The 3711-nt window shown below is 37.3% G+C and carries 3 protein-coding genes and 1 pseudogene; all 4 read right to left on the bottom strand.

Features of this window, described 5'->3' with window-relative positions; genetic code table 11:
• Positions 1-223: 223 nt before the first annotated feature.
• The 4 genes and pseudogenes from H0U71_02340 to H0U71_02325 all read right to left on the bottom strand — a co-directional run bounded on the left by H0U71_02340 (position 224) and on the right by H0U71_02325 (position 3464).
• Positions 224-507, bottom strand: a pseudogene (locus H0U71_02340) (type II toxin-antitoxin system YafQ family toxin).
• Complete coding sequence (locus tag H0U71_02335; GenBank protein ID MBA2653889.1) at positions 494-763, bottom strand: type II toxin-antitoxin system RelB/DinJ family antitoxin; 270 nt, start codon at positions 761-763, stop codon at positions 494-496. Before H0U71_02335 ends, H0U71_02340 begins: the two are co-directional and overlap by 14 nt.
• Positions 764-1085: 322 nt before the next feature.
• Positions 1086-1358 (bottom strand): hypothetical protein, encoded by a 273-nt coding sequence (locus tag H0U71_02330; GenBank protein MBA2653888.1) that lies wholly within the window; start codon positions 1356-1358, stop codon positions 1086-1088.
• A gap of 327 nt (positions 1359-1685) precedes the next feature.
• Entirely contained in the window at positions 1686-3464 is a 1779-nt protein-coding gene (locus H0U71_02325) for a hypothetical protein (protein ID MBA2653887.1), read from the bottom strand.
• Positions 3465-3711 lie beyond the last annotated feature (247 nt).

The raw sequence follows: 3711 nt of genomic DNA, 5'->3' as shown, positions 1-3711 counted from the left end.
TAACTCTCGCAAGCTCGAGTTACCCACATACCCACAGGCTCAACAAATATTTTATTAATTTTAAGAGGGTGATATCTCCTAAAATTTAATTGGTTGCTGGTCTAGACATGGGGGTCACTTAAATATTCTTACTTAAGATGTTCTTTTTTTTATTGAAAAGTTTCGTTGAAAGGTCTTCTTATTTTGTTAATGTAATTTTTATCTCAAATGTTTTTTATATCATCTAATCAAATAATTCACTGTGTGATCCAAGCCTAGCGAGTCGAATTGTATTCTGATCTAGTTTTTTATAAATTAACAAGAGATCTGGTCTGATATGACATTCACGATAACCATGCCACCCACCACTTAATGCATGATCACGATTTCTCTCGGGCAATATTTCATCTGCTAATAAAAATTCAAGAACATTGGAAATTAAAGTGTCCAAGTTTTTACTATAGCGTGGCGCCGCCTTTATGCGTTTATAATCGCGTTAAACGCAGATGAGCGCTCAATCATCCTCATTCAAATCTTCCAGCAATCCCTTAACACTAGAAAACTTCTTGCCTTTACCAGATTCAAGCTCTTTTATAGCCTTTCGAGTACTTGAATTAGGCACTTTTACTTCAAAGGGTAAACGACGTTCATCAGCCACTCGAAGCATAAGCAAACGGATAGCATCTGAAATCGATAGCCCCATTGCCTCCAGCGCATCAGCAGCTCGCTCTTTGGTTACAGCATCAATACGAGCACGAACATAGGTGTCACTTTTAATCATAATATTACTCTTTTAAGTAGTTATACGTATAGTGTAGTCCTATTGCGACTACACATCAAGAATCGCAAACAATTCACTGTTGTTATTTTCATTAGTAAGCAACGGATAATAGCTTTGCAACAGCCTGCGCCTTATGCTCTGGTGCTAAATGGGCATATCGCAGTGTCATTTTCTATCAAAGTCGATATCCTGCCATTTGAGGTTAAATACTTCTTCCTGACGCATTCCAGTATTCAAGGACAATATTACCATTGGCTTTATATAATCTACTAGATCAGTAGATTAATCAGGAAATTGATCATATCCTCGTTCCCCCCTCCACTGATTAGCACTTAAACGTGCTTGTCCTAATATTTTCTTGTCGAAGATTAAGAGCATTTCTTAATCTGATCTCTTCATCGTTGCTGAGGTATCGAACTTTGGGGGAATGATCAACTTTTAATAATGATAAATTGCCTATTGGATTTTTCTCTATGAAACCCCATAAAACTGCTTTTGATAAAGCGGCTTTAAAAGTTGCTATATCTCGGTTGACAGTGTCAGGTTTCTTGCCATGTTTGATTCTTTGAGTCCGCCATTGATCGATGATTACAGGCATAATTTCATTTAAATCCTTTTTACCAAGCAGCTCGTAAAAGCATCGTTTTATCCTTGCAAGAGTCCTAACACCATCTTTTCGATTAGCTAAAGAGGGCACCTCTAGAAATAGCTCTTTTAATCATATACTTCGTTGGATCAAATTTTAAAATACCCATTTATTTCGTATAAACTGCGTTTTTAAAATTTGATCCGCCTCGACTAAAATCAAAACTTCTAATTTCTAGAGGTGCCCTTAAGATTGTCAGCGCTAATTGGATAAATAGTTTCTGCCTTCGCGTGAATGACACCTCGCGACGGGAATGGATCAGGATGTCTGAGAAGTAATTTAATTTGCCGTGGCAACTTTTCTATTTTGTTTGTTTGGTTTCTCTTCTTGGGATTCAGATATCAATGGATGATTCGCAACCTTCAAATTTTTTAACACCTCAATTGGATTACTAAAAAATCGTTCTATTTTTTTAATAGCAGGTCGAGAAGAACGGTTTTGATGGTTAGTTGACTGCTTTGAATTGTTTTCTGATTTCTTCGCACTAAAAAACATACTTAAAGGATTACTTGTTGGTGCATTCGATTGTGACTTCTTATTTTTACTATCCTCATTAACTTCCAAGAGCGGCAAATTTTCTTGATCCCGACTATCTTGAATTTCGATCACTTCTGATTCTTCTCGCTTTAGTTGTTGTTCTCGCTGAGATAGTAATACTGGTGCGGTTGTCTGCGAATAATTAATAACAGGTAAAGATGAATTAGACCTAATTGTGTAGTTAGAATCTTGCAGTTGTTTTGATGCTGCTGTTATATTCGGATATAGGGAAGAGATTTCCGGTAGCGATGGGATAAACCTAGCTCTTATCTCAGAATGGGAATTATCAAGATACTGTGGCTCAATTCTCGGATATATCTCACTATCGGCTTGCGATGGAATCGAATTTGATTGTATCGATTGCCTTGAAATAAGAGCTTTTTCTAACTCTTTTATTTTCGGGATTGAAAAATTACTTTGCGCTGTTTGAGAGGTACTAATAGGTTGAGTTGGTAAAACAGATTGTATTGTAACCACACTTGATTCAGCTCTGCATTCTGATTGCTTTTGTTGAATACTAGATGGCTGCTTTGCCCACGCCTCCAGCGCTGACGTGTCCATTATTTCTTGTCTTTTTTCGCTAGCTTCTAGTATTTTTAATTTCTCTTCGACCTTTTCTTTATGATCATATATCAAAGCTAAAAAATCATTCAAAATAGATACGACATCGCGTAAATTATTTGTTTCTTCGAAAGTGAGATGAGTGTCAAGGGCATACCAATTATTATTCAACAAACGTATGCGTGCTTTTTTTGCAATTTTTGAAAGTTCCTGCTGAGCAATGTTTAAGAGTTCCAATCTTTGATACAGTTGTGTGCTTGAGATTGCTTCTTTTGCATCTATAGCAGCGAGGCATTTTATAATTTTTAAATATTCACTTTTCGATGTTTCAAGATGGGAACTGGAAGGGTATAAACTATCTTGACTAGAATCATAAGCTGGGGTTGACATTTCCTCAAGGATTTCTCTAGTAGTCACAAAATCACGCTGCTTTAAAGCGAGAATAAATGCACGCTTTAGATGGGCAGTTGCAAGTATAAAATTTTTAGGACTTGCTTGCCACAAGGTCCTTGTAGAGTCTTCTACTAAGGCTTTTGCAAGTGTTCTACTAACCGAGATTTGCTCGCTAGGATCTAGGGAGTTTAGATGTCCTTCCTCATCAATACTAGGATGCTCAACCCGCAGTGATTCAATTATCTTATTCCTACGCGTGCCTCCAATATCGTCCGGCTCTACAAAAGTAAAGAATTGTTTCGGCACTTGAAGTGCTCTGGCAAAACCATATCTTGCTCCAAGATACGCGCCACGGAGAAAAGACATTAGGCATGCTGGAATTAATAAAGCATTCCCAAAGATAATTGCGGGTATAGAAGATGATCCTTTATCATCACCTGCTTCCCTACGGCTTCTATAAACGTAGGCAGCCAATGCGAAAGGACCTGTAATAGCACCTAAAATACCACCAACGATTGCACCTGCAATGTGGCTTACCCCTTTTTTAATTATATTCATTAATTTCATAGAATCCCCTTATGGCTTAAGAATATGGGTATCTTAGTGCCCTATTCTTGATTGAAGGTGAGAAAGAAGGTCAATCTTAGCTCATAATAATTAAAGTAATCTTAAGGGCACCTCTCGAAATGTGTTACCGAATTGCCTCACAATTAATGTTACCGAAGGGTGTAAGAAAATAGGCTAAAAAGCATTCGTTGCCTCATATTTACTGTTACCGAGTAAGTAGGAGTCAACGATGAAAAAGCGACCTAAG

Source organism: Gammaproteobacteria bacterium, assembly GCA_013697705.1.
Lineage (GTDB): Bacteria > Pseudomonadota > Gammaproteobacteria > UBA6002 > UBA6002 > UBA6002.
Note: the sequence above shows the minus strand (reverse complement) of the source record. Positions and strands in the feature narration are given on the sequence as shown.

Bases quoted from the DNA above. Each gene is read 5' to 3' on its own strand.
- H0U71_02330 (MBA2653888.1), bottom strand. From the start codon at position 1,358: ATGCCTGTAATCATCGATCAATGGCGGACTCAAAGAATCAAACATGGC.
- H0U71_02325 (MBA2653887.1), bottom strand. From the start codon at position 3,464: ATGAAATTAATGAATATAATTAAAAAAGGGGTAAGCCACATTGCAGGT.